This window comes from Rhodopseudomonas palustris HaA2, assembly GCF_000013365.1.
GTDB lineage: Bacteria > Pseudomonadota > Alphaproteobacteria > Rhizobiales > Xanthobacteraceae > Rhodopseudomonas > Rhodopseudomonas palustris_J.
The window spans coordinates 257,824-282,818 of the sequence record NC_007778.1 but is presented as its reverse complement, the minus strand read 5'-3'; the positions used below and the strand labels follow the sequence as shown (position 1 = coordinate 282,818).

At 65.4% G+C, this 24,995-nt stretch carries 23 protein-coding genes and 1 tRNA gene; 16 read left to right on the top strand and 8 right to left on the bottom strand.

The window, feature by feature from the left end:
• Nucleotide 1: 1 nt before the first annotated feature.
• The 5 genes from RPB_RS24795 to rplU all read right to left on the bottom strand — a co-directional run bounded on the left by RPB_RS24795 (nucleotide 2) and on the right by rplU (nucleotide 2,155).
• Complete coding sequence (locus RPB_RS24795) at nucleotides 2-172, bottom strand: hypothetical protein (protein ID WP_198135145.1); 171 nt, start codon at nucleotides 170-172, stop codon at nucleotides 2-4.
• A gap of 156 nt (nucleotides 173-328) precedes the next feature.
• Nucleotides 329-505, bottom strand: coding sequence for a hypothetical protein (locus tag RPB_RS24790; RefSeq protein ID WP_011439150.1), 177 nt, complete (start codon nucleotides 503-505; stop codon nucleotides 329-331).
• 182 nt (nucleotides 506-687) lie between these two features.
• A complete protein-coding gene (locus RPB_RS01250; RefSeq protein WP_011439149.1) occupies nucleotides 688-1,284 on the bottom strand; it encodes a GNAT family N-acetyltransferase in 597 nt (198 codons plus the stop codon).
• 129 nt (nucleotides 1,285-1,413) lie between these two features.
• The gene (gene rpmA / locus RPB_RS01245; RefSeq protein ID WP_011439148.1) at nucleotides 1,414-1,683 is read right to left on the bottom strand and encodes a 50S ribosomal protein L27; all 270 of its coding nucleotides are present in this window, start codon (nucleotides 1,681-1,683) and stop codon (nucleotides 1,414-1,416) included.
• Nucleotides 1,684-1,768: 85 nt separating this feature from the next.
• Complete coding sequence (gene rplU, locus RPB_RS01240; protein ID WP_011439147.1) at nucleotides 1,769-2,155, bottom strand: 50S ribosomal protein L21; 387 nt, start codon at nucleotides 2,153-2,155, stop codon at nucleotides 1,769-1,771.
• A 335-nt stretch (nucleotides 2,156-2,490) separates the two neighbouring features.
• On the opposite strand from rplU, the gene RPB_RS01235 reads away from it, so the two are divergent.
• A complete protein-coding gene (locus RPB_RS01235) occupies nucleotides 2,491-3,642 on the top strand; it encodes an ROK family protein (protein ID WP_011439146.1) in 1,152 nt (383 codons plus the stop codon).
• Between the two features lie 226 nt (nucleotides 3,643-3,868).
• Nucleotides 3,869-3,958 (top strand) — tRNA-Ser (locus tag RPB_RS01230).
• Nucleotides 3,959-4,006: 48 nt separating this feature from the next.
• Here RPB_RS01230 and RPB_RS01225 read toward each other — a convergent pair.
• Both RPB_RS01225 and RPB_RS01220 read right to left on the bottom strand, forming a co-directional pair.
• On the bottom strand, nucleotides 4,007-4,540 hold the full coding sequence (locus RPB_RS01225; protein ID WP_041797848.1) for a GNAT family N-acetyltransferase: 534 nt from the start codon (nucleotides 4,538-4,540) through the stop codon (nucleotides 4,007-4,009).
• A 194-nt stretch (nucleotides 4,541-4,734) separates the two neighbouring features.
• On the bottom strand, nucleotides 4,735-6,042 hold the full coding sequence (locus tag RPB_RS01220; protein ID WP_011439144.1) for an MFS transporter: 1,308 nt from the start codon (nucleotides 6,040-6,042) through the stop codon (nucleotides 4,735-4,737).
• A 185-nt stretch (nucleotides 6,043-6,227) separates the two neighbouring features.
• Between RPB_RS01220 and cyoA the strand changes: the two genes are divergently transcribed.
• From cyoA to RPB_RS01185, 7 genes are read left to right on the top strand one after another with little or no spacing between them, the layout of a single operon-like run.
• On the top strand, nucleotides 6,228-7,385 hold the full coding sequence (gene cyoA, locus RPB_RS01215; protein ID WP_011439143.1) for a ubiquinol oxidase subunit II: 1,158 nt from the start codon (nucleotides 6,228-6,230) through the stop codon (nucleotides 7,383-7,385).
• Nucleotides 7,386-7,393: 8 nt separating this feature from the next.
• A complete protein-coding gene (gene cyoB / locus RPB_RS01210) occupies nucleotides 7,394-9,403 on the top strand; it encodes a cytochrome o ubiquinol oxidase subunit I (RefSeq protein ID WP_011439142.1) in 2,010 nt (669 codons plus the stop codon).
• A complete protein-coding gene (gene cyoC / locus RPB_RS01205; RefSeq protein WP_011439141.1) occupies nucleotides 9,400-10,029 on the top strand; it encodes a cytochrome o ubiquinol oxidase subunit III in 630 nt (209 codons plus the stop codon). Before cyoB ends, cyoC begins: the two co-directional genes overlap by 4 nt.
• A complete protein-coding gene (gene cyoD, locus RPB_RS01200) occupies nucleotides 10,026-10,418 on the top strand; it encodes a cytochrome o ubiquinol oxidase subunit IV (protein ID WP_011439140.1) in 393 nt (130 codons plus the stop codon). The genes cyoC and cyoD overlap by 4 nt, the downstream gene beginning before the upstream one ends.
• A gap of 13 nt (nucleotides 10,419-10,431) precedes the next feature.
• The gene (locus RPB_RS01195) at nucleotides 10,432-11,268 is read left to right on the top strand and encodes an SURF1 family protein (RefSeq protein WP_011439139.1); all 837 of its coding nucleotides are present in this window, start codon (nucleotides 10,432-10,434) and stop codon (nucleotides 11,266-11,268) included.
• A 31-nt stretch (nucleotides 11,269-11,299) separates the two neighbouring features.
• A complete protein-coding gene (locus RPB_RS01190; RefSeq protein WP_011439138.1) occupies nucleotides 11,300-12,613 on the top strand; it encodes an ATP-binding protein in 1,314 nt (437 codons plus the stop codon).
• Nucleotides 12,606-13,139, top strand: a complete 534-nt coding sequence (locus RPB_RS01185; RefSeq protein WP_011439137.1) for a response regulator transcription factor — start codon at nucleotides 12,606-12,608, stop codon at nucleotides 13,137-13,139. The genes RPB_RS01190 and RPB_RS01185 overlap by 8 nt, the downstream gene beginning before the upstream one ends.
• 23 nt (nucleotides 13,140-13,162) lie before the next feature.
• Here RPB_RS01185 and RPB_RS01180 read toward each other — a convergent pair whose 3' ends face one another.
• Entirely contained in the window at nucleotides 13,163-13,966 is an 804-nt protein-coding gene (locus RPB_RS01180; protein ID WP_011439136.1) for a GntR family transcriptional regulator, read from the bottom strand.
• 330 nt (nucleotides 13,967-14,296) lie between these two features.
• Between RPB_RS01180 and RPB_RS01175 the strand changes: the two genes are divergently transcribed.
• The 7 genes from RPB_RS01175 to RPB_RS01145 are packed head-to-tail and all read left to right on the top strand — an operon-like array spanning nucleotide 14,297 to nucleotide 24,964.
• Nucleotides 14,297-15,346, top strand: coding sequence for an ABC transporter ATP-binding protein (locus RPB_RS01175; RefSeq protein WP_041797845.1), 1,050 nt, complete (start codon nucleotides 14,297-14,299; stop codon nucleotides 15,344-15,346).
• On the top strand, nucleotides 15,346-16,374 hold the full coding sequence (locus RPB_RS01170) for an ABC transporter ATP-binding protein (RefSeq protein WP_011439134.1): 1,029 nt from the start codon (nucleotides 15,346-15,348) through the stop codon (nucleotides 16,372-16,374). Before RPB_RS01175 ends, RPB_RS01170 begins: the two co-directional genes overlap by 1 nt.
• A gap of 42 nt (nucleotides 16,375-16,416) precedes the next feature.
• On the top strand, nucleotides 16,417-17,970 hold the full coding sequence (locus tag RPB_RS01165; RefSeq protein ID WP_011439133.1) for an ABC transporter substrate-binding protein: 1,554 nt from the start codon (nucleotides 16,417-16,419) through the stop codon (nucleotides 17,968-17,970).
• Nucleotides 17,971-18,018: 48 nt separating this feature from the next.
• Nucleotides 18,019-18,975, top strand: a complete 957-nt coding sequence (locus tag RPB_RS01160) for an ABC transporter permease (protein ID WP_011439132.1) — start codon at nucleotides 18,019-18,021, stop codon at nucleotides 18,973-18,975.
• Complete coding sequence (locus tag RPB_RS01155) at nucleotides 18,972-19,850, top strand: ABC transporter permease (RefSeq protein WP_011439131.1); 879 nt, start codon at nucleotides 18,972-18,974, stop codon at nucleotides 19,848-19,850. Before RPB_RS01160 ends, RPB_RS01155 begins: the two co-directional genes overlap by 4 nt.
• A 29-nt stretch (nucleotides 19,851-19,879) precedes the next feature.
• Nucleotides 19,880-21,595, top strand: a complete 1,716-nt coding sequence (locus RPB_RS01150) for an AMP-binding protein (protein ID WP_011439130.1) — start codon at nucleotides 19,880-19,882, stop codon at nucleotides 21,593-21,595.
• Between the two features lie 60 nt (nucleotides 21,596-21,655).
• A complete protein-coding gene (locus RPB_RS01145; protein ID WP_011439129.1) occupies nucleotides 21,656-24,964 on the top strand; it encodes a carboxyl transferase domain-containing protein in 3,309 nt (1,102 codons plus the stop codon).
• Nucleotides 24,965-24,995 lie beyond the last annotated feature (31 nt).

Genomic DNA, 24,995 nt, shown 5'->3' with positions numbered 1-24,995 from the left:
GTTACTCGATTGTCAGTTTGAGGCCGGCGAAGCGCGCGGTGAGTTGGCGGGCGCGTTCGCGGCGCTCCTCTGCCAGCAGGCGGCGCTCGCGCGTCTCGAATGCCTCGAGGTCCCTGAGGATTTGATCCTCGACATTGTTGGCGACGGCAATCAGTTCGGCGTGGTCGGACATCGGTGACCTCCTGTTCGGATCCGAAGATCTGCTGCGGATTGCGACATAATCCAGGTAACTGATTGAGATCGGATTCTCCGGCGGCTCCCGCCGGAGAAATATCGGCTCGCGTCGTTAAACGTCTACGACCAGGACGGCGGGTCGCTCCGGAACGCGTCAGATGCCGAAGCGGCGATCGAGATCGACGAAGCGGAAGCTCAATTGTTCGGTAGGCTCGTTCTGCTCGGCGACGCGAAGCGCGCGTTCGCACTTTTCGATCACATCGGCGCTGTGCGTGATGCGGTCGGCGATGTCGTGGGTCAGGACGGCCTGGATGTAACGCTGGGTCAGCATGTCGAACTCCTTGTTTGCGGAGCGACTGCTAAGCGATCACGGCGAAGCTGCGTACTCGGGATGGCACCAGCCGATGTCGCGCTGGTTAAGGATCTCTGGCGGCAAAGCCGCGACTTGCAATGACCACGGCCAATCCAGGTACCATGGCGGCCGGGACGTGCCCGGCCGCTCGGTGGCGAGGGTCAGCGGCTGCGCCGGGTCTTGCCCCAACTCTTCAGCGACGACCACACGCCGCGGGTCAGGCGGAAGCAGTCGACCGGGGTCGACGAGCCGATCGCCTCCATCCGGTGGAGCTCGACGCCGGTCCACTGGAAGCCGCATTTCTCCAGTACGTTGCGCGACGCCGGATTGACGACGCGCGCCGCGGAGATCATCTGCGTGATCGCATATTCCTCGAAGGTGAAGTCGATCACCGCCCGCGCCGCCTCGGTGGCATAGCCGTTGCCCCAGTGCGAGACGCCGAGCCAATAGCCGAGCTCCGGCGTCTCGCGGTTGCGCCAGTCGACGCCGACCATGCCGACCGGTTCGAAGTCGGCTTCGATCAGAAACACCGTCTCGTGGGTCTGGCCGAGCGAGGTGACGAAGCGAGCGGCATCGTCGCGCGTGTAGGGATGCGGCAACCGGCGGGTCATCTCGGCGACCCGGCGGTCATTGGCGAGGCGAGCAATGGTCGTGACGTCCGCGAGAGCCGGCTTGCGCAGCGTCAGCCGCTCGGTCTCGAGGACGCAAGGTCTCGCCTCGCGCAACACGGGTGTGGGTGTCGGGATGTCCTGCAACATCGCGGGCTCCTGATGCATCGAATAAATTGGACGCAAACGAAAGGGGAGGTCGGATGTCCCGCCTCCCCTGGAGCCCTTTTGTGCTCCGCCGGTTTGTCAGGACCCGGCGGACACTTGTTTGTCCACCGTCTATTCGGCCGCCTGCGCAATCGGAAGAACCGATACGAAGGTACGGCCGTTGGCTTTGGCGCGGAACTCGACGCGGCCTTCCACCTTGGCGAACAGGGTGTGATCCGTGCCCATGCCGACGTTGAGGCCGGGGTGCCAAGTGGTGCCGCGCTGACGCGCGATGATGTTGCCGGGAATCACGTGCTCGCCGCCATAGGCCTTGATCCCGAGGCGCTTGCCTGCAGAATCACGCCCGTTGCGCGATGAACCGCCCGCTTTTTTATGAGCCATAGCCCGTCTCCAAAATTCCGAGTGATCTCTAGACCGATTCCGTCAGGGAATCATCTCACTTTTTGTTTGTCTCGCGGCCGGCGGTTTATTCGGCCGCGTCCGCTGCGGGCGCCGGTTCGGCCTTGACGCGCTTCGGGCGCGGGCCGACCGAGGGCGACTTGCCGTCGGCGAGGATCTCGGTGATCCGCAGCACCGTGATCTCGTCGCGGTAGCCGCGCTTGCGCTTCGAATTCTTGCGGCGGCGCTTCTTGAACGAAATCACCTTCGGGCCGCGCTTGTGGTCCAGCACTTCGGCTGCGACGCTGGCGCCGGCCACCGTGGGAAGGCCGATCAGTGGCGTATCGCCACCGAGCATCAGGACTTCGCCGAGCTGCACGATCGTGCCGACGTCGCCTTCGATCTTACCTACTTCGAGCACATCTTCCGGAACGACACGGTATTGCCGGCCGCCGGTTTTGATGACTGCGAACATCGTTTTCATCCTTCGTGTTCGATCCCAGCCTCGGGTGAACCGGGCCGGCTTTTTGTTCAGTCGTTGCGGGTTGCGACCTGAATGGTCGCTTGAATCTGTGCGAATGGCTTGGCCCTCTGGCGGGGCTTCGGCGCTGGCCACACAAAGCAATACGGCGCGGGACCTGCCCACGCCGGGTGCGGGATTTATAGCCGCGGAACGCTTCAAGTCAAGGCGGATGCCGCGAAAAGCCGAGTCTGCGCAAGGAGAAACGGTCCATCTTGCTGTCTCAAGCCGGTGCAACCAACAGGTTCCCGGATCGTTGTCACCCGGTTTTCACACCGGGGAAACGAGCAATGGCCGAGGATACGCTGACCACCACCAATGCCGGCATCGCCGCCCATGGCGCCGAGCGGCTGCCGTCGGTCGACGTCGATACCTACAATATCGAGCTGAAGGACGACGACGGATTTCTCGGCGACCGCGCCAGCAAGGGCGCATTCCAGCGCATGCTCGACGCCTCGCGTAAGCCGCTGCGCAAGACTGGCGACGATCCGCTGGGCAAGAAGCCGACCGAGGAGATCTCCAAGGGCGCGCTCGACGAGATTTTGAACGGCGACGACGTCCACGCCGCCGCGCTGGTGCACGGCGCGATCGAGGAATTCGCCCAGGAACTGGCCTACGTTACCGGCCGGTTTCTCAAGACCAAAGCCTGGGCCGATACCGAGTGTATCGTGGTCGGCGGCGGCTTCCGCCAGGGCCGGGTCGGGGAACTGGCGATCGCGCGCACCGATATCCTACTGAAATCGGAGGGGCTGAAGGTCGATCTGGTGCCGATCCGGTTCGATCCGGACGAGGCCGGGCTGATCGGCTGCCTGCATCTGGCGCCGTCGTGGATCTTCGAAGGCCACGACAGCATTCTGGCGGTCGACATCGGCGGCTCGAACATCCGTTGCGGCGTGGTCGAAACCGGCTGGAAAAAGGCGCGCGATCTGTCGAAGGCCTCGGTCTGGAAGGTCGATCTATGGCGGCACGCCGAAGACGAACCGACCCGCGAAGGCGCGGTGAAGCGGCTGACCAAGATGCTCCAGGGTCTGATCGCCGACGCCGAGAAGGAGGGCTTCAAGCTGGCGCCGTTCATCGGGATTTCCTGCCCCGGCGTGATCAATTCCGACGGCACCATCGAGAAAGGTGCCCAGAACCTGCCGGGCAACTGGGAAAGCAGCAGGTTTCACCTGCCGCGCAGCCTGCTCGAGGGGATTCCCACCATCGGTGACCACGACACCGCGATCCTGATGCACAATGACGGCGTCGCCCAGGGCCTCAGCGAAGTCCCGTTCATGCAGGACTTCGAGCGCTGGGGCGTGCTCACCATCGGCACCGGCCTCGGCAACGCCCGCTTCACCAATCGCAAGACCAAAGAGAAGGGCAAGAAGGCCAAAGAGAAGGACAAGGACGACAAGCCCAGCGACAAACAGAAGGACAAGGAACGCAAGGAGAAGGCCTGAGCTGGCAGCGCCAGAACGGGGCTCGCTTCGCTTCACGGCCGCCGTGGCCCAAACGCCAGCCAGGGCCCCTTCGGCGGGGTCCGCCTGCCCGATCCTTCGATCTGCTGCCCGGCCGGCCAGGCCGGGCGGGAAGGCGGATGCCGTTACGCCGGCTTGTTTATCCGCTCCGCCTCACTTAAGAACACCGCCGACCATCGGGCGTGAGAATCGTCCGTCTCGGCGCCGCGGAGAGGTGGCAGAGTGGTCGAATGCACCGCACTCGAAATGCGGCATAGGTGCAAGCCTATCGGGGGTTCGAATCCCTCCCTCTCCGCCATCGCTTTCGTCCAGGCGTACGGGCTAAGAGCTGGGCCGCCGCGTCGGCTCAGTGCTGCTGCTCCCATTCCTTACGGAGGATGGCGAACTGCATCGTGTTCTCGTAGATCGGAACACCTTTGCTGTCGGCCTTGAACGTCACATACTCCTTGAACAGTCCTTCCTGCCGCATTCCCAGTCTCTTGCACAGACGTTGCGATGCGATGTTGTGGTCCTCGACATAAGCGTAGAGGCGCCGGGCCTGCCTGACGGTGAAAAGATGCCCGAACAGGGCGCGTGCGGCTTCCGACGCCAGCCCGGCGCCCCTGAAATCCGCATTGAAGTTCCAGCCGACCGAGAACGTGTCGTCCTCCTGGACCGCGAACAGGTCGCCGATCAGTCGGCCTGTGTCTTTGAAGCAGACCGCAATGTGCTCGTCACTTTGACTGCGCGCGTTCGCCTCCGCCGCTGCGGCGCCCATATCCGCGAGACTGAGCGACAAAAAGCAGCTCGCCGTCGGCTGATGCAAATAGGCGAACAGGTCGGCGGCGTCTTCCGACCGGAAGTCTCGCAAGGCCAGTCGCTCGGTTTCAATCGCGTCCATCGATGGTTTCTCGACTCCCATCCTGATCGATCGAGCGTCGATCGGCGCTGCTGCCCTGATTTCCGTCCGACGGCTCTGCGGACTGACGGCAGCAGGAACGCGTCGTGCACGCGGACCTTGTCAAAACAAAAGCGGCCCGCGTTGCCGCGGACCGCTTTGCGTTGTGAAGACGCTGCCGGCTTGCGACGTGTCGGCTAACGATATTCTTCCGACTCCCGCAACCCGCTGATGTACAGCGCCAGAATGGTCACCACCGCGCCGGACAGCAGATAGGCGCCCGACGAGATCAGGCCGAAATCGGTGGCGAGCAGCAGGGCGACCAGCGGGGCGAAGCCTGCGCCGAACAGCCAGGCGAGGTCGGCGGTCAGCGCGGAGGCGGTGTAGCGATAGGCGGTCCGGAAGCTGGAAGCGATCACGCCGGACGACTGGCCGAACGACAATCCGAGCAGAATGAAGCCGAGGATCATATAGGCGGTCTCGCCGACCGGGCCGGCATCGAGCATCTGCGGGGCGAAGCCGCTGAACACCGCGATCGCGATCGCCGAGCCCATCAGCAACGGCTTGCGGCCGATGCGATCGGCGAGCATGCCCGACGCGATGATCGCCGCGACGCCGAACATCGCGCCGATGGTCTCGATGATCAGGAACCGCACCGGGCTTTCACGGGTGAACAGGAACACCCAGGACAGCGGAAACACCGTGACCATATGAAACAGGGCGAAGCTCGCCAGCGGTGCGAACGCCCCGATGATGATGTTGCGGCCGTCGTGCCCGAGCGTTGCGAGAACGCGGCTGGGCTGCAATTCGCGGCTTTCGAACAGCGACGCATATTCCGGCGTCACCACCATGCGCAGCCGCGCGAACAGCGCCACGACGTTGATGGCGAAGGCGACGAAGAACGGATAGCGCCAGCCCCAGCCGAAGAAGTCCTCCGACGACAAATGACCGGTGAAATAGGCGAACAGCGCGCTCGCGACGATCAACCCGAGCGGCGCGCCAAGCTGCGGCACCATCGCGTACCAGCCGCGCTGCTCCTTGGGGGCGTTGAGCGCCAGCAACGATGCCATACCATCCCAGGCGCCGCCCCAGGCGAGACCCTGCGCCGCACGCGCCAGCGCCAAGAGCCAGATCGAGGCCGCGCCGATTTCGGAATAGCCGGGCAGGAAGGCGATCGCGACCGTGGCGGTGCCGAGCAGCAGCATCGCGCTGATCAGCTTGGCGCTTTTGCCATAGCGGCGGTCGATCGCCATGAAGATCACGGTGCCGAGCGGCCGCGCAATGAAGGCGACGGCGAAGATCGCGAACGCATACAGCGTGCCGGTCAGCTCGCTGGCGAACGGAAACACCAGCCGCGGAAACACGATCACCGAGGCGATCGCGTAGACGAAGAAGTCGAAGAATTCGGCGGTGCGCCCGATGATGACGCCGATCGCAATCTCGCCGGGGTTGGCCTGCTTGTGCGCCGGATCAGAGCCAAGTCCCGCCGTCGTGGTTTCTGTCATCGCACGCTGCCGTTGTGAAGATTGAGGAGGTTGATGCGATCGCCTCTCAATGGCGTCTCGATCCGCCACCTGTTTGAGCGGTGATCCCGCACCGCAACATTGGACAAATTGTCCAATGTCCCGATTGCTGCGTCGCAGCTAGGCCCTCGCCTTGCGAGGCATTCTCATTCTCAAAGGGCGGAACGTTGTCACGTCTCAAAATCCTGGCGCTGCTACCCCTGGCGGTATTGTTGAGTGGCTGCAACTTCGTAGTGATGGCGCCGGCCGGCGACATTGCGGTGCAGCAGCGCGATCTGATCGTGATTTCGACGGTGTTGATGCTGCTGATCGTTCTGCCGGTGATGGCGCTGACGGTGTGGTTCGCCTGGCGCTATCGCCACTCCAACGACGCGGCGAAATACGATCCCGACTGGGACCATTCGACCGGCCTCGAACTGGTGATCTGGTCGGCGCCGCTGGCGATCATCATCTGCCTGGGCGCGATCACCTGGATGGGCACGCATCTGCTCGATCCTTATCGCTCGCTCGACCGCATCGCCCATGACCGGCCGATCGATCGTGCCAAGGCGCCGCTCGAGGTCGATGTCGTCGCACTCGATTGGAAATGGCTGTTCATCTATCCGGAATACGGCATCGCTTCGCTCAACGAGCTCGCCGCACCGGTCGATCGGCCGATCAGCTTCCGCATCACGGCGTCCTCGGTGATGAATTCGTTCTACATCCCGGCGCTCGCCGGGATGATCTATGCGATGCCCGGCATGGAGACCAAGCTCCACGCGGTGGTCAATCATGCCGGCACCTACAAGGGCTTCTCGGCGAACTACAGCGGCGCCGGGTTCTCCGGCATGCGATTCGATTTCCACGGTCTCGACGACGCCGGATTTGAGCAGTGGGTCGCCAAGACCAAGGCGAGCTCCGATACGCTCGGACGCACCGAGTATCTGGCGCTGGAAAAGCCGAGCGCCAACGAGCCCGCCCGTGGCTTCGGCACGGTCGACGCCGACCTGTATCGCGCCATTCTCAACATGTGCGTCGAGCCCGGAAAGATGTGCATGAGCGAGATGATGGCGATCGACGCCCGCGGCGGCAACGGCATGGCCGGCCTGCGCAACACGCTGCCGCTCGCTTACGACAAATACGCCCGCCGCGGCACCGCACTCGGTCCGGAGCCGAGCTTCGTGGCCGGCACCTGCACGATCGACGAGCCGCAGGGCCGCGTCACCGCGCAGGTCCGGGACAGTTCGCCGCTGCTCGGCGCCGGGTTGAAGCGTCCGCCGCTGTTCACGCCGCTCGGGTCGTCCACCTCGCTGCTGTTCGCCCCGGCGTCGAAATCCGAGTCCTGAGGGATCGCATGCTTACCAATCCTGATATCGTCAAGGCGATCTTCGGCCGGCTGTCTCTGGAATCGCTGCCGTTGCACGAGCCGATCGTCGTCCTCACCTTCGTGGCGGTCGCGCTCGGCGGCGCCGCTCTGGTCGCGGGCCTGACCTATTTCAAGCTGTGGGGCTATCTGTGGCGCGAGTGGTTCACCACCGTCGACCACAAGCGCATCGGCATCATGTACATGATCCTCGGCATCGTCATGCTGCTGCGCGGCTTCGCCGACGCGGTGATGATGCGGGCCCAGCAGGCGATGGCCTTCAACGGCTCCGAGGGCTATCTCAACGCGCATCACTACGATCAGGTGTTCACCGCCCACGGCGTGATCATGATCTTCTTCGTGGCGATGCCGATGGTCACCGGCCTGATGAACTACGTCGTGCCGCTGCAGATCGGCGCCCGCGACGTGTCGTTCCCGTTCCTGAACAATTTCAGCTTCTGGATGACGACTGCCGGCGCCGTGCTGGTGATGATCTCGCTGTTCGTCGGCGAGTTCGCCCGCACCGGCTGGCTGGCCTATCCGCCGCTGTCGAACATCGGTTACAGTCCGGACGTCGGCGTTGACTACTACATCTGGGCGCTGCAGGTCGCGGGCGTCGGAACCACATTGTCCGGCGTCAACCTGATCTGCACCATCGTCAAGGTGCGGGCGCCCGGCATGACCATGATGCGGATGCCGATCTTCACCTGGACCTCGCTCTGCACCAACATCCTGATCGTCGCCTCGTTTCCGGTTCTGACCGTAGTGCTGGCGCTGCTGTCGCTCGATCGTTACGTCGGCACCAATTTCTTCACGAACGACTTCGGCGGCAACCCGATGATGTACGTGAACCTGATCTGGATCTGGGGCCATCCGGAGGTCTACATCCTGATCCTGCCGGCCTTCGGGATCTTCTCCGAAGTCACCTCGACGTTCTCCGGCAAGCGGCTGTTCGGCTACACCTCGATGGTCTACGCCACGGTGGTCATCACCATCCTGTCGTACCTGGTGTGGTTGCACCATTTCTTCACGATGGGCTCGGGCGCCAGCGTCAACTCGTTCTTCGGCATTACCACGATGATCATCTCGATCCCGACGGGCGCGAAGATGTTCAACTGGCTGTTCACGATGTACCGCGGCCGGATCCGTTACGACCTGCCGATGATGTGGACGATCGCATTCATGCTGACCTTCGTGATCGGCGGCATGACCGGGGTGCTGCTCGCGGTGCCGCCGGCCGACTTCGTGCTGCACAACAGCCTGTTCCTGGTCGCGCATTTCCACAATGTCATCATCGGCGGCGTGGTGTTCGGCCTGTTCGCCGGCATCGCCTACTGGTTCCCGAAGGCGTTCGGCTTCAAGCTCGACGTGTTCTGGGGCAAGATCTCGTTCTGGTGCTGGGTGGTCGGCTTCTACTTCGCCTTCATGCCGCTCTACGTGCTGGGCCTGATGGGCGTCACCCGTCGTCTGCGGGTGTTCGACGACCCCAGCCTGCAGATCTGGTTCATCATCGCCGGCTTCGGCGCGTTCCTGATCCTGATCGGCATCGTCGCGTTCCTGATCCAGATCGCCGTCAGCGTGATGCGACGCGAGCAGCTTCGCGACGTCACCGGCGACCCTTGGAACGGCCGCACGCTGGAATGGGCGACGTCGTCGCCGCCGCCGGACTACAACTTCGCCTTCACGCCGATGGTGCGCGATTCCGATGCGTGGTGGGACATGAAAAAGGCTGGCTACAAGCGTCCGCTCGAAGGCTTCAAGCCGATCCACATGCCGAGCAATACCGGCACCGGAATCATCCTGTCCGGGCTGAGCATGGTGATGGCGTTCGGCTTGATCTGGTACATCTGGTGGCTGGCGGCGCTGTCCTTCATCGCGCTGCTCGCCGTCGCGATCGGCCACACCTTCAATTATCACCGCGACTTCCACATCCCCGCCGAAGAGGTGGTTCGCGTCGAGGACGAGCGGACGCGACTGCTCGCCGAGGGAGCCAAGCCATGAGCGTCGTCGCCGCCGCCCCGCAGGCCGCAGAGCCGGTGTTCCACGTCGTCGACGAGCATGCCCATCCGGAAGGCGCGAGCACGATGCTCGGCTTCTGGATCTACCTGATGAGCGATTGTCTCATCTTCGCGATCCTGTTCGCCACTTATGGCGTGCTCGGCGCCAATTACGCGGCCGGTCCGGCGCCGAAGGACCTGTTCGATCTGAAGCTGGTCGCGGTCAACACCGCGATGCTGCTGATGTCGTCGATCACCTACGGCTTCGCCATGCTGACGATGGAGAAGCGGCAGGTCGGCGCCACGCTGGCCTGGCTCGGCGTCACCGGCCTGTTCGGACTCGCCTTCCTCGGCATCGAACTCTACGAGTTCCACCACATGATTCACGAGGGCGCGACGCCGCAGCGCAGCGCCTTCCTGTCGTCGTTCTTCACGCTGGTCGGCACCCACGGCCTGCACGTCACGTTCGGCATCATCTGGCTGGTGACGCTGATGGTACAGGTCGCGCGTGCCGGCCTGATCGAAGCCAACCGCCGGCGGCTGATGTGCCTCAGCATGTTCTGGCACTTCCTCGACGTGGTGTGGATCGGCGTGTTCACCTTCGTCTATCTGCTGGGAACCTTGCGATGAGCATCAATTCTCCCCACGTCGACGCGCACGGCCACGACCACGGCCACGAGGCCCATGTCGCGGCCCAAACCCACGGCACGCTGAAGAGCTATCTGATCGGCTTCGGGCTGTCGGTGGTGCTCACCGCGATTCCGTTCTGGCTGGTGATGGGCGACGTGCTCGGCAACAAGCAGGCGACCGGGCTGGTCATCATGGCGTTCGCGGCGGTGCAGATCGTCGTGCACATGATCTACTTCCTGCACATGACCACTGCGGCCGAAGAAGGCTGGACCATGATGGCGCTGATCTTCACCATCGTGATGGTGGTGATCGCGCTGGCCGGTTCGCTGTGGGTGATGCACCATCTGACCACCAACATGATGCCGGCTCACGACATGATCCGGCGGTGAGGACAGCGCGATCGTGACGCCCGACAGCGATCCGGCGGGAAGCGGCCGCAGCTCCGCGCGGCGACCGTCGTTGTGGCTCACGATCCCTGCCGTTGCGGCCGTGGCCGGACTGATCGCGCTCGGCGTCTGGCAGATCGAGCGGCGTGCCTGGAAACTGGCCCTGATCGACCGCGTCGAGCAGCGCGCGCATGCTGCACCGACTGCGTTGCCCCCCGCCGCGTCCTGGCCCGAAGTGACCGCCGCCCGCGACGAATATCGGCGCGTCACCGTGACCGGCCGCTTCCTGCACGACCGCGAGACGCTGGTGCAGGCGGTCACCGATTTCGGCGGCGGCTTCTGGGCGATCACGCCGCTGCGCACCGACGACGGCCGCAACGTGCTGATCAATCGCGGCTTCGTTCCGCCCGACTGGCGAGATCGGGCGACGCGCAGCGCCGGCGCGCCTGCCGGCGAGATCACGGTTAACGGTCTGTTGCGCGTGACGGAACCCGGCGGTGGCTTCCTGCGGCACAACGAGCCCGCCGCCGATCGCTGGTATTCACGCGACGTCGCGGCGATCGCACAGACGCGAAGCGTCGCGAATGTCGCACCTTTCTTCATCGACGCCGACGCATCGTTCAACCTGGAAGGGCAGCCGATCGGTGGCCTGACCGTGATTCGGTTCCCCAACAACCACCTGGTCTACGCGCTCACGTGGTTTTGCCTGGCATTTATGCTGGCCGGCTGGCTTGTTGTCGCCTTCGGTGCCGGGTCATTCCGCCGCGCAGGCGGTGGCCGGAGGCCGGGCCAAGAGGCGCAATCCGCCCTTGCAACAGGATCACATGCTGGACCGATCTCCGGGCACCGTTGACGACAAGGCCGGCTGGAGGTCGCGACAAGACATGTCGGCGTCCACATTCGTGCCGCGCCTCGGTGACGTGACTCCGGGCGACGATGCGACCGACCGCAAGAACATGGCGCTGCTGATCCAGCTCCGCTGGACCGCGGTGATCGGTCAGATCGTCACCATCGGCGCGGTGCATTTGTGGCTCGGTGCCCCATTGCCGCTCGTGCCGATGGGCGCCGTCGTGCTCGGGCTGATCGCGCTCAATATCGCGAGCCTGGCATGGATGCGCTATCGCGTCGCGATCAGCAATCGCGACCTGCTGGTCGCGCTGATCCTCGATGTCGTCGCGCTGACCGCTCTGCTTTATCTCAGCGGCGGCATCACCAATCCGTTCACCTCGCTGTATCTGCTGCAGGTGACGCTCGGCGCGGTGCTGCTCGACAGCCGCTCGAGCTGGTCGCTGGTGGCCGTCGTGTTCACGGCTTTCATCTGGCTGACCGAAGCATCGCGCCCGCTGGTGCTGCCGCCGGCCGCCGGCGATCCGGTCAATCTCGCCGTCGCCGGCATGCTGATTGGCTTCGCGCTGAATGCCGTGCTGTTGGTGGTGTTCGTCACGCGGATTCATCGCAATCTGCGCGAGCGCGACGCGCATCTGGCGGCGTTGCGCCAGCATGCTGCGGAGCAGGACCACATCGTGCGCATGGGCCTGCTCGCCTCCGGCGCCGCGCACGAACTCGGCACGCCGCTGGCGTCGGTGTCGGTCATTCTCAGCGATTGGCGCCGGATGCCGCAGATCATGGCCAATCGTGAGATTGCCGAAGACCTCGCCGAAATGGAGACGGCGCTGAAGCGTTGCCAATCGATCGTCACCGGGATTCTGGTGTCGGCCGGCGAGGCGCGCGGTGAGGGATCGTCACCGACCACGGTGTCGGCGTTCCTGTCGGCGCTCGCCGAGGAATGGCAGAATGCGCGATGCAAGACCACGCTGCACGTCGTCAACGTCTTCGGCGAGGACGTGCCGATCGTTTCGGACGTCACGTTGAAGCAGGCGATCTTCAACGTGTTGGACAATGCGTTCGAAGTGTCGCGCTACTGGATCGAGCTGGTTGCAGAGCGCGACGGCGACAATCTGGTGCTGTCGATCAGCGATCGCGGTCCCGGTTTTCCGAAGGACATGCTGACGCAGATCGGCAAGCCGTATCAGTCGAGCAAGGGCCGGGCCGGCGGCGGCCTAGGCCTGTTCCTGGTCATGAACGTCGTGCGCAAGCTCGGCGGCTCGATCACCGCGGAAAACCTCCGCACCCGCGGCGCCAAGGTCAAGCTGGTGCTGCCGCTTTCGACACTCGCGATCGGAAATCCATTTGATTGAAGAACGCTCCTTGATCGTCGTCGAGGACGACGCCGGATTCGCCCGCACGCTGAAGCGCTCGTTCGAGCGTCGCGGCTACGAGGTGGTGCACGCCTCGACCATCGACGAGGTGCGCGACGCGCTGGACGAGCGTTCGTTCGGCTACGCCGTGGTCGACCTCAAACTCGGCGGCGCCTCGGGGCTCGCCTGCGTCGAACTGCTGCACGCCCAGGACCCGGAGATGCTGATCGTCGTTCTGACCGGCTTCGCCAGCATCGCCACCGCGGTCGAGGCGATCAAGCTCGGCGCCTGTCACTACCTCGCCAAGCCGTCGAACACCGACGACATCGAGGCGGCGTTCCGCAAGGCGGAGGGCAATGCCGACATTGCGCTGGCGAGCCAGCCGACCTCGATCAAGACGCTGGAATGGGAACGCATCCATCAAACGCTGATCGAGAGCGAATTCAACATTTCCGAGGCTGCGCGGCGGCTCGGCATGCATCGCCGGACCCTGGCGCGCAAGCTCGAAAAGCGGCAGGTCAGGTAGGCGCAGCGTCCCGGCCCGAGCCCTCAGGCCGTCCGGGCGCTGCCCGCAATGGTCGTGGGCGCCGCGCCGGTCTCATCGACATGCGCCAGCGCGCTGAGGTCGAAGGCCTCGCCGCGGATCTGCGACAGCGTCGCCAGCGCGCGGTCGCGGTCGCCTTCCAGCAATTCGCCGAGATGGGTCACGGCCGCGTTCGGCCTGCGCTGCCGGATTGCCTTCAGCGTCGACGCCATCAGGTCGGCGCTGAGCCGCCGAATCTCCGGCGTCTGGTAGTCCAGCGGCGATTTCCAGATCGTCGTCCACACGGTCTGGTCGGCGAGGTCGGTGAGCAGTTCGACCAGCAACTGATTGCCGGAGCCGCGCGCAATGGTCTTGACCGCCCGCGTCGTGGTCCGCGCGAAGGCGATCGGATCGTCGGGCTCGACCTGCGCCTTCAATTCCGCGCAGCGTCGCGCGAGCGTGTCGATGTAGCTCTCGACCGGCGTGGTCGCCATGGTCCGCACCGCCAGCATCGACAGCGCGGTGCGGACGTTGAACAGATCGGCGACTGATTTCAGCGACACCGGCTTGATGTAGGCGCCGCGCCGCGGCAGCAATTCGACCAGCCGGCGACGTTCGAGAATCCGAATCGCTTCGCGGATCGGCCCGCGACTGACGCCGAAGTCGCGCGCCAGATCGAGTTCGACGAGGCGCTCGCCCGCCTTGCGTCGGCCCGAGACAATCTCGGCGCCGAGTTCTTCGGCGACCTGGTCCGGCAGCGTGCGCGGCGCGAACCGCCGCTCGTGGGTGCCGTCACTCCCGGTCGCCGGCCTGCGATACGTCGCTGCCACGTTTTCCCCCACCACTCTCGATCCTTCCGCCACGCGGGACAAAATAGCCCAACAGTCAATTGTTGACAATCGACAATCGATGGCTTTTGATTAGTGGGCATCGCGTCACCGAAATCGGCCCATTGCCGGACCGCGATGCACCGGACCGACGCAGATCGGACGGATGGGAGGATCAATGGTGACGATGTCCGCGCCGAAGCATGTCCGGTTGAAACCACACCGAGCCGACGCGTCATTCCGTGTCGGGCGTCTCGCCACGGCGTCTGCCGCGTGGACCGTTCTGCGCGCTCGACGCGTGTCGCGGCTTGGCGCTGAAGCGTCGCGATGGGCATGATCGAGGCGTCCGCATCGACCGGCACCGGCACGCACGGCGCCGTGCGTTCCGGCATCGCGCCGCAACCTTTGCTCGAGGTGCGCAATCTGTCGCTGTCGTTCGCGACCGCCGCCGGCGCGTTGCCGGTCACCCGCAACGTGAGTTTCACGGTCGCGGCCGGCGAGCGTGTCGGCCTGGTCGGCGAGAGCGGCTGCGGCAAGACCGTCACCGGGCTCTCCTTGCTTCGATTGCTGCCGGCGCATTCCGCACGGATCGAAGGCGACGTGCTGTTCGACGGCACCGATCTCTTGAAGCTGTCGCCGCGGCGGATGCGCGCGGTGCGCGGCCGTGACATCGCGATGATCTTTCAGGAGCCGATGAGCGCGCTCGATCCGGTGTTCACCGTCGGCGATCAGATCAGCGAGGCCTATCGCATCCATTTTCCCGCCGGCAAGGCGGAGGGGCGCGAACGCGCCATCGCGGCGCTGCGCGAGGTCGGGATTCCGGCGCCGGAGCGGCGCTGCGACGAGTATCCGCATCAGCTTTCCGGCGGCATGCGCCAGCGCGTGATGATCGCGATGGCGTTGATCTGCAAGCCGAAGCTGCTGATCGCCGACGAGCCGACCACCGCGCTCGACGTCACCGTGCAGGCGCAGATCACCGATCTGTTGCGCTCGCTGAGCGAGCGCACCGGCACGGCGCTGATCTTCATCACCCACGATCTCGGCGTCGTCGCCGAGACCTGCACCCGGATGATCACGATGTATGCGGGCGAAGTCGTCGAGGACGCGCCGGTCGACGATGTGCTGACCCGGCCGCGCCATCCCTACACGTCCGGACTGCTGCGATCTCTGCCGGGGCTGAGCAAGCGCCGCGGCGTGCTGGCCTCGATCCCCGGCCGCGTGCCGTCGCCACAAGCGATGCCCGCCGGCTGCCGCTTCCGCTCGCGCTGCGCCCATGCGGCGCCGGGCTGCGAGCAGGACCAGCGCATGATCGCGATCGAGGCTGGCCACGCCGCGCGATGCCGGCGCGCGCCGGATCTCGCTTTGCCTGGGGCGGTGAACTGATGGCTGCTCAGCAACAGAACCACGCCGACGCCGGCATTCTCGCGGTGCGCGATCTGCGCATCCTGTTTCCGTCGCGCGATGGCCGGGACACCGTCAAGGCGATCGACGGTATGGATTTCGAGGTCCGCAGCGGCGAGACGTTCGGCATCATCGGCGAATCCGGCTCCGGCAAGACCACGCTCGGGCGCGCTCTGGTGTCGCTGCTGCGGCCGACTCACGGCCACATCCTGCACGACGGCACCGATCCGGCGACGCTCGGCAGCCGGGCGTTCCGCAAGCATCGCCGCGACTATCAGATCATCTTTCAGGATCCGAATGCCGCGCTCAATCCGCGGATGACGATCATCGACAGCGTTGTCGAGCCGCTGGAAGTTCTCGGTGAGGGCAACGCCGCCTCGCGCCGCCGTCGCGGCATCGCGGTGCTGGAGCGCGTCGGGCTCTCCGCCGAGGCGGCCGATCGCTATCCGCATCAGCTCTCGGGCGGCCAGAAGCAGCGCGTCAACATCGCGCGGGTGCTGACGCTGCGACCCAAGGTGATCGTCTGCGACGAGGTCGTCGCGGCGCTCGACGTCTCGATTCGCGGCGACGTGCTCAACCTGTTCGCCGATCTGCAGCGCGAATTCGGCCTCACCTATGTGTTCATCACCCACGACATTTCGGTGGTGTCGCACATCTCCGATCGCATCGCGGTGACCTACCTCGGCAAGCTGATGGAGCTCGGCCCCGCCGAGGACGTCGTCGAGCGGCCGCTGCATCCCTACACGCGCGCGCTGCTCTCAGCCGAGCCGATCCCGCTGCCGTCGCATCTGCGGGTCGATCGCCGCATCATTCTCGAAGGCGAGATTCCGAGCCCGGTATCGCCGCCGTCGGGCTGCCGCTTCCGCACGCGCTGCCCGTCGGTGCAGCCGCGTTGCGCAGACGAGGTGCCGGCCTGGCGCGACGTCAGGCCGGGCCATCGCGTCGCCTGTCACTTCGCGACGGCCGAAGGGCCGCCGGCCGACAATCAACAGGCGCGATCCGCGTCGTAATCAACATCAAGATCCAAAAATCAGGATCATCGGGAGGACGACATGCGCATACTCGATCTGGGATCACGAACCCTGCGACGCCGCGATATTCTGGCGCTGATCGGCGGCGGCGCCGCAGCCGCTGCGGTCGGCCTGCCGGCGCTGGCGCAGGAGCCCAAGAAGGGCGGCGTGCTGAAGGTCGCGGCCCCAGCGAATCCGTCGTCGCTCGATCCGGCCACCGGCGGCGCCGGTTCCGACCACAGCATTCTCTGGACGATCTACGATACGCTGGTCGAGTGGGACTACGACACGCTGAAGCCGAGGCCCGGCATGGCGAAATGGTCGTATCCGAATCCGACCACGATGGTGATCGACATCACCCCCGGCATCCAGTTCCACGACGGCACCGCGATGGACGCCGAGGCGGTGAAGTTCAACCTCGATCGCAACCGCTCCGATCAGCGGTCCAATATCAAGTCGGATCTCGCCAGCATCGAGTCGATCGAGGTGACCAGCCCGCTGCAGGTGACGCTGAAGCTGAAGAGCCCGGATACATCCCTGCCGGCGATCCTGTCCGACCGCGCCGGCATGATGGTGTCGCCGACCAACATCAAGGCGCTTGGCAACGAGACAGACCGCAAGCCGGTCGGCGCCGGGCCGTGGAAGTTCGTGCGCTGGAACGACAACGAAATCATCGTCGTGGCTCGCCACGAGAACTACTGGCGCAAGGGCCGGCCGTATCTCGACGGCATCGAGTTCAACATCATCACCGAAAACGCCACGGCGCTGCGGTCGGTGGTCGCCGGCCAGAACGACATGGCATTTCAGTTGCCGGCACGGCTGAAGCCGGTGATTGAGCGCGCCAAGGACCTGACCATGGTCAGCTCGCCGACGCTGTATTGCATTCAGGTGTATTTCAACTACGCCCGCGCGCCGCTCGACAATCTCAAGGTTCGTCAGGCGATCAATTTCGCGTTCGACCGCGACACCTTCGTCAAGGCGGCGCTGAGCGGGCTCGGCGAATCGGCCCGGATGACGCTGCCGAGCTCGCACTGGGCGTTCAACAAGGATGTGGCCGGCACCTATCCGCACGATCCGGAGAAGGCGAAGAAGTTGCTGGCAGAGGCCGGCTACAAGGACGGCCTCGAGCTGACGATCGGCGGCTATACCGATCAGGATTCGGTGCGCCGCGGCGAGGTGATCCAGGATCAGCTCGGCAAGGTCGGCATCCGGCTCAAATTCACCCGCGGCACCATCGCGGAAATCAGCGCGCAGTTCTTCGCGCAGGAGAAGAAGTTCGACCTGTTGGTGTCGGCCTGGACCGGGCGTCCCGATCCGAGCATGACCTATGGGCTCGGCTTCGACAAAGGCGCGTACTACAACGCCGGCCGCACCGCCGATCCTGAGCTGTCCAAGCTGATCCTCGAAAGCCGCGTCAGCGAGGATTTGGCCAAGCGCGCCGAAGTGTTCGCCAGGATCCAGCGCATCACGGTCGAACAGGCACTGTCGGCGCCGCTGGCGTTCCAGTTCGAGCTCGACGCGCTGTCGTCCAAGGTGAAGGGCTTCAAGCCCAATCTGCTCGGCAAGCCGAAGTTCGAATACATCTCCCTCGCGTGAGTGAACGGCGCCGCATGGTTTGCGGCGCCCGTTCCGGATCGGGTCCTCATGTTGAACGCTGCACGTCTTCACATCGTCGGACGCCGGGTGCTGCAGGCGATCCCGGTGGTGGTGTTGTCCACCTTCATCGTGTTCGGCCTGCTCAAGCTGGTGCCCGGCGACGTCGCGGTGACGCTCGCGGGCGACAACGCCTCGGACCAGCGGATCGCCGAGATTCGCGAACTCTATGGCCTCAACCAGCCGTTCCTGCTGCAATACGGTTCGTGGCTGGCGAAGGCGGTGCAGGGCGATCTGTCGAACTCGCTGGTGTCGAATGAAGCGGTGCTGACCTCGATCCAGCGCTGCCTGCCGCATACGCTGCTGATCGTGACGCTGGCCCTGCTCACCGCCCTGCTGATCGGCGTGCCGCTGGGTATCGCCGCGGCGACCAAGCCGGGGTCGTGGATCGACAGCGTGGTGATGGCGATCGCATCGCTCGGCGTCGCCGTGCCGAATTTCTGGCTCGGCATGTTGCTGGTGGCGTTCTTCTCGCTGCAGCTCAACTGGCTGCCGGCGACCGGCGCGGTCGCGTTCACGAAAGATCCGTGGGCGTCGCTCAGCCACGCCATCCTGCCGGCGGTCGCCTTGGCCTCGGGCGGCATCGCCGAAGTGGCGCGGCAGCTCCGCTCGTCACTGGTGGAAATCCTGTCGTCGCAGCAGGTCCGGACGCTGCACGCCAAGGGCCTGCCGCCGTCGTCGATCCTGTGGCGTCACGGGCTGAAGAACGTCAGCGTCAATCTGCTCACCGTGATCAGCCTGCTGGCGAACCGGATGCTGGCGGCCACCGTGGTGGTCGAGGCGGTGTTCGCGATTCCCGGCATGGGCGGTCTGATCGTCAACGCCGCGATGCATCGCGATTTCCCGGTGGTGCAGGGCGTGGTGTTCACCATGGTGCTGATCGTGGTGTCGCTCAATCTCTTGACCGACATCCTCTACAGCGTTCTCGATCCGAGGATCGCGGCATGACCGATGTGGCGATGACGGCAATGGCGCATCGGCCGCGACGGATGCGGCGTTTCGTGCGGTGGTTCGTCTCCGACATCCGCGGCGCGGTCAGTCTGACGTTCCTGCTGGTGCTGCTGGTGATCTCTCTGCTCGCGCCGTGGATCTCGCCCTACGATCCGGTCGCGCAGGATGTCGACGCGGCGCTGGCGCCGATGTCGGCGGCGCATTGGCTCGGCGCCGACGATCTCGGCCGCGACACGCTGAGCCGCCTGATCTACGGCGGGATGGCGTCGCTGTATGCGAGCTTCCTCGCGGTCGCGATCGCAGTGCTGATCGGCGTGCCGATCGGCGTGCTCGCCGGCTATCTCGGCGGCTGGGTCGATACCATGATCAGCCGTGTCATCGACAGCTTCCTGTCGTTCCCCGCCATCGTGCTGGCGATCGCCGTCACCGGCGCGCTCGGCATCGGACTCACCAACGGCATGATCTCGGTCGGCATCGTGTTCGCGCCGCAACTCGCGCGGCTGGTCCGCGCGCGCACGCTGGTGGTTCGCCACGAACTCTATGTCGACGCCGCGCGCTGTTTCGGCGGCTCCACCGGCCGCATCCTGTGGCGTCACGTGCTGCCCAACGCGATCCAGCCGGTGATCGTGCAGGTGACATTGCTGCTGGCGGCGGCGCTGCTCGCCGAAGCCAGCCTCAGCTTCCTTGGCCTCGGCATTCAGCCGCCCGATCCGAGCTGGGGCGCGATGCTGGCGCGGGCCTATCAGAACATGGAGATCGCGCCGGAGCAGATGTATCCGCCGGGGCTCGCCATCCTGTTCACCGCGCTCGCCTACAACACGCTCGGCGAATCGCTGCGCGTCGCGCTCGACCCGACCATGAAGCGCAACTGACAAGACCAAGAACAACAAGGACAAGACCGATGAGCGCTGCCGCCAAGGAAGCCGACTATCTCGCAACGCTGCACGGGCTGTGGGCCGAGTCCTGGCCCAAGGGCATTCCCGATACGCCGCAATATCCGCACGGCGAGATCGCGCTGAGCGAGTACCTGCGTGTCTGGGCGAGGCGTGCGCCGCAGCGGCCGGCGGTGATCTTCTACGGCCACGTCACGACCTATGCGGAGCTGGATCGGCTCAGTGATCGCTTCGCCGCGCTGCTGATGCAGAAGGGCGTCCGCAAGGGCGACCGCGTCGCGGTGTTCCTGCCGAATTGTCCGCAGTTTCACATCGTGTTCTTCGGGATTCTCAAGCTCGGCGCGATCCACGTGCCGGTCAGCCCGCTGTCACGCGCGTTCGAACTGTCCTACGAACTCAACGACACCGATGCCGAAGTCATCGTCGCGCTGGATCAGCTCGTCCCGGTGGTCGAGCAGGTCCGCGGCGAGACCAGTCTGCGCGAGGTGATCGTCACCAGCTTCGCCGACGTCATTCCCGCGCAGCCGACGATCCCTGTCCCCGATTCGGTGAGCGGCCCACGCGTGGCGGTGGCCGGTGCGACCGATCTGTTGTCCGCGCTCGCTGCGATGCCGGAACTAGCGCCGCTGCCGCCCGCGGCGCTCGACGATATCGCGGCGCTGAACTACACCGGCGGCACCACCGGCATGCCGAAGGGCTGCGTCCACACCCAGCGCGACATGGTCTACACTGCCGCCGCCAATCACGGCATCTCGGTCGCGGGCGACGAGAACAGCGTGTTCCTGTCCTTCTTTCCGGAATTCTGGATCGCGGGCGAAAATTTCGGCCTGATCTTCCCGCTGTTCGCCGGCGCGACGCTGGTGCTGCTGGCGCGCTGGGATGCGGTCGGGGTGCTGTCGGCGATCGACCGCTACAAGGTCGACGTCACCGCGATGCCGGTCGACGGCGCGGTCGAGCTGATGGATCATCCGCGCTTCAAGGAGTTCGATCTGTCGTCGCTGAAGCAGGTGCGCGTCGTCTCGTTCGTCAAGAAGCTCAACCCCGTCTATCGCAAGCGCTGGAAGGATCTCACCGGCACCATCCTCACCGAAGCGTCGTGGGGCATGACCGAGACGCACACTTCCAACACCTTCACGGCGGGCTTTCAGGACGATGATTTCGATCTGGTCTCGCAGCCGATCTTCGTCGGCCTGCCGGTGCCGGGCGCCGAATTCAAGATCACCGATTTCGAGACCGGCGAACTGGTGCCGCTCGGCGGTGAGGGCGAGATCCGGGTGCGAACGCCATCGCTGCTCAAGAGCTACTGGAACAAGCCGCAGGCCACCGCGGAGTCGCTGGTCGATGGTTGGCTGCGCACCGGCGACATCGGCACCATCGATCCGCAGGGCTTTCTGCACTTTCTCGGCCGTCGCAAGGAGATGCTGAAGGTCAAGGGGATGAGCGTGTTTCCGCCGGAGATCGAGGCGCTGCTCGGTCAGCATCCCAAGGTGCTCGGCTCGGGCGTGGTCGGCCGCGACGATCCCGGCAAGGGGCAGGTGCCGGTCGCTTTCATCCAGCTCAAGCCGGAGGCCGAGGGCACCATCACGGCGGCCGAGCTGCAGGCATGGTGCGCCGAGCGCATGGCGGTCTACAAGGTGCCGGAAGTCCGGATCATCGAGGCGCTGCCGATGACCGCGACCGGCAAGGTGAAGAAGCAGGAGCTGAACGCCAGCGCGCCGCTCTGACATTGCCGCCGCAGCGACGCGGCTCCGCCACCAAGAATTTGATTATATGAGGACATTCGAATGCCGTTTCGCAAGCTGCTGATCGCCAACCGCGGCGAGATCGCGATCCGCATCGCGCGGGCCGCGGCCGACGCCGGGCTCGCCACCGTCGCGATCCATCCCGCCGACGATGCGGCGTCGCTGCATGTGCGGATCGCCGACGAGGCGCGGGAGATTCCCGGGCGCGGCGCGCGGGCTTATCTGGATATCGAGGGCGTGATCGCGGCCGCCAAGGCGGCGCATTGCGACGCGCTGCATCCCGGCTACGGCTTCCTCAGCGAGAACCCCGATCTGGCGCGGCGCTGCGCCGAGGAAGGTATCCGGTTCATCGGTCCGTCGCCAGAAGCCTTGCGGCTATTCGGTGACAAAGTTGCGGCGAAGGAATTGGCCAAGAAATCCGGCGTGCCGATCATCGACGGCACCCAGGGTCCTTCGACTCTCGATGAGGTGAAGGCGTTCTTCGGCTCGCTCGGCGATCATGCCGCGGTAATGATCAAGGCGATGGCCGGCGGCGGCGGCCGCGGTATGCGTGTGGTCGAGCGCGCCGAGGATCTCGACGAGGCCTATGCGCGCTGCCAGTCCGAGGCGAAGGCGGCGTTCGGCAGCGACGGCGTCTATGCCGAGCGGCTGATCCGCAATGCGCGGCATATCGAGGTGCAGATCATCGGCGATCGTCACGGCGGCATCAGTCAGTTGTGGGAGCGCGAATGCACGATCCAGCGCCGCAACCAGAAGCTGGTCGAGATCGCGCCGAGCCCGTCGCTGAGTGATAGCTTGCGCGGCCGCATTCTCGAAGCCGCCAAGACGCTGGCTGGTGCGGCGAACTACGACAGTCTCGGTACGTTCGAATTCCTGGTCGACGGCGAAGCCGGCGAGGGCGACGGCGCGTTCGCGTTCATCGAGGCCAATCCGCGGCTGCAGGTCGAGCACACCGTGACCGAGGAAGTCCTTGCGATCGATCTGGTGCGATCGCAGATCGCGGTGGCCGGCGGCGCGACGCTGGAATCGCTCGGGCTCGATCAGGCCGCGGTGCCGCGCCCGCGCGGCTTCGCGATGCAGCTCCGTATCAACATGGAGACGATGGACGCGAGCGGCGCGACCCATCCGACCGGCGGCACGCTTTCGATCTTCGAGCCGCCGTCGGGTCCGGGCGTGCGCGTCGATACGTTCGGCTATGCCGGCTACAGGACCAGCGCGGCGTTCGACTCGCTGCTGGCAAAAGTGATCGTGCACACGCCGTCGCAATGGCCGGATGTCGTCGCCAAGGCGGCGCGCAGCCTGCGTGAGTTCCGCATCGACGGCGTCGCCACCAACATCCCGTTCATCCAGGCGATCCTGGCGCATCCGGACTTCAAGGCCAACAAGGTCAGCACCAGCTTCATCGACCGCAACGTCGCCGAGCTGGTCGGCGCCGCGGACAAGCTCGCCGCGCCACTGATCGCGTTGCCGGGTGGTGATGCGCAGCACGGTGGCGCGAAGGCCGCGGTCGAAGCCGCGCCCGAAGGCGCGGTCGTGATCGCCGCGCCGCTGCAGGGCACCGTGGTGGCGATCACGGTCGCGGAAGGCGACGTGGTGCGGCCGGGGCAGCAGCTCGCGGTGATCGAATCGATGAAGATGGAGCATCTCGTCGCCGCCGAGCAGGGCGGCCGGATTCGCCGCATCGTCACCGCCGACGGCGTGACGCTGATGCAGGGCGAGGCGATCCTCTATCTCGAGCCGCAGGACGTCGAGGGCGATCTGGCCGTCAAGGAGGCCGAAGTCGATCTCGACCATATCCGTCCCGACCTCGCCGAGATGCTGGCGCGGCAGGGCAATACGCTCGACGAGAACCGGCCCGATTCGGTCGCGCGCCGGCGCAAGACCAATCAGCGCACCGCGCGCGAGAACATCGCCCAGCTGGTCGACGACGGCTCCTTCATGGAATACGGCAGCCTCGCGATCGCAGGCCAGCGTCGCCGCCGCGCGCTCGATGACCTGATCAAGAACACCCCGGCCGACGGTCTCGTCACCGGCGTCGCCACCGTCAACGCCGCGCAATTCGGCGAGCACGATGCGCGCTGCATGGTGATCGCCTACGACTACACGGTTCTGGCCGGCACCCAGGGCCATATGAACCACAAGAAGATCGACCGGATGCTGACGCTGGTCGAGCAATGGAAGATGCCGCTGGTGTTCTACGCCGAAGGCGGCGGCGGCCGTCCCGGCGACACCGACCGGCTCGGCCTCACCGGCCTCGACGGGCCGTCCTTCGTGCAGTTCGCGCGATTGTCCGGCCTGGTGCCGGTGATCGGCGTGGTTTCCGGCTATTGCTTCGCCGGCAATGCGGCGATGCTCGGCTGCTGCGACGTGATCATCGCGACGCAAAACGCCTCGATCGGCATGGGCGGCCCGGCGATGATCGAGGGCGGCGGCCTCGGCGTGTATCACCCGGCCGAAGTCGGCCCGGTGTCGTTCCAGTCGCCGAACGGCGTGGTCGATATTCTGGTCGAGGACGAGGAAGAGGCGACGCGGGTCGCGCAGAAATATCTGTCCTACTTCCAGGGCCCGGTGAAGGACTGGCGCGCGGCGGACCAGCGGCTGCTGCGCCGCGCGATTCCCGAAAATCGTCTGCGGGTCTACGACGTCCGCCACGTCATCGATCTGATCGCGGACGAAGATTCGGTGCTGGAAATCCGCCGCGACTTCGGCGTCGGCATGGTCACCGCCTTCATCCGCATCGAGGGCAAGCCGTTCGGCCTGATCGCCAACAATCCGAAGCATCTCGGCGGCGCGATCGACGCGGCGGCCGGCGACAAGGCGGCGCGTTTCCTGCAGCTGTGCGACGCCTTCGATATTCCGATCGTGTCGCTGTGCGATACGCCCGGCTTCATGGTCGGCCCCGAAGCCGAGAAGACCGCGATCGTACGGCACGTCGCGCGGATGTTCGTCACCGGCGCCAGCCTGACGGTGCCGCTGTTCGGCATCGTGCTGCGCAAGGGCTACGGGCTCGGCGCGCAGTCGATGATCGGCGGCGGCTTCCACGCCTCGTTTTTCACCGCGGCGTGGCCGACCGGCGAATTCGGCGGCATGGGGCTGGAGGGCTATGTCCGCCTCGGCTTCCGCAAGGAGATGGAAGCGATCGCCGACCCGGTCGAGCGCGAGACCTACTACAAGAACAAGGTCGCCGAGATGTACGCCAACGGCAAGGCGGTCTCGATCGCGTCGGTGTGTGAGATCGACAACGTGATCGATCCCGCCGAGACGCGGCGCTGGATCATGGCCGGGCTGCGCTCGGTACCGACGCCACCGCAGCGCGAGGGGCGCAAGCGGCCCTGCATCGACGCCTGGTAGTTCGAAGACCTGTTGTTGAGACGGAGCAAAC